The sequence below is a fragment of the Desulfovibrio sp. 1214_IL3152 genome (genome assembly GCF_036763055.1).
Taxonomy (GTDB): Bacteria; Desulfobacterota; Desulfovibrionia; order Desulfovibrionales; family Desulfovibrionaceae; genus Desulfovibrio.
In genome coordinates, this window is the sequence record NZ_JBAIYW010000498.1 from 1 (window position 1) to 1064 (window position 1064).

General features: G+C 60.9%; 1 protein-coding gene. It reads left to right on the forward strand.

What is annotated here, in order from left to right; all coding sequences use genetic code 11:
- The coding region (locus tag V6C07_RS10745) for a M16 family metallopeptidase (protein ID WP_333536481.1) at nt 1-1064 on the forward strand (1064 nt) is incomplete at both ends.

Consider the following 1064-nt stretch of genomic DNA (forward strand, 5'->3'; position numbering starts at 1 on the left):
TGGCGAGCGCGAAGTGGTGCAGCTCGGATCCGGCCGCACGCTTATTTTGCAGCCCGATGCCACGGTTCCCTATGTGGCTGTGGATATGATGCTGCCGGGCGGCAACGCTCTGCTCAAGCCAGAACAGCAAGGTCTTGCGGGGCTTACGGCCCGCGCTCTTACCTCGGGTATCGGCAAGCTGGACGCCCAGGGCGTGGAACGCTTCTTTTCCGACCGCGCGGCGGCCATAGATGCCAGTGCCGGGCTGCAAAGCTTTACCGTGTCCATCACCGGTCCGGCGCGCTTCAATGCGGACTATTTCGTCATGCTGGGCGAAGCGTTGCGCAGTCCCAGATTTGAGGAAAAGGAAATTCGCCGCGAGGCGGACAATATGAAAGCCGCCATACGGCAGCGTGCCGACAGGCCCTCAAGCTATCTTTTTTCCAAGCTCAACGGCTTTCTGTTCCCCGGCGGTCAGCCCTACGGCTACGATAGTCTGGGCAATGCGGAAAATCTGGATCGTTTCGGAAGCAAGGAAGTGCGTGCCTTCTGGCAGGAGCAGATGGGACAGCCCTGGGTGCTTTCCATAGCAGGAGATTTTGACCGTGAGGCCGTATTGGCCTTTGCCCGGTCACTGCCTGCTCCCCGCACCGACATCCCCGCGCCGGGCGCTCCGGTATGGGGGAGAGATAAAAAACTCGACCTGCACCTTCCCGGCCGCAATCAGGCCCATGTGCTTCAGGTTTTCAAGGCTGTGCCGCCCACCCATGAGGATGCCCCGGCCCTGATGCTGCTTCAGGCGGTGCTTTCCGGCCAGAGTGGCCTTCTGTTCAGTCAGTTGAGAGATGTGGAAGGTCTGGGGTACACGGTAACGGCCTTTTATCGCAGTATGCCCGAAGCGGGCATGATGGCCTTCTACATCGGCACGACTCCGGACAAGGTAGAGCAGGCCCAAAAAGGCTTTGGCAAGATCATTGCCGACATCAAGGCAAAGCCCCTGTCGGCCGCGCAACTGGAGGCCGGGGCAAATCGTCTGCTCGGCGCATACTTCCGCGAGCGGCAAAGCCTGGGCGCACGGGCTGCGG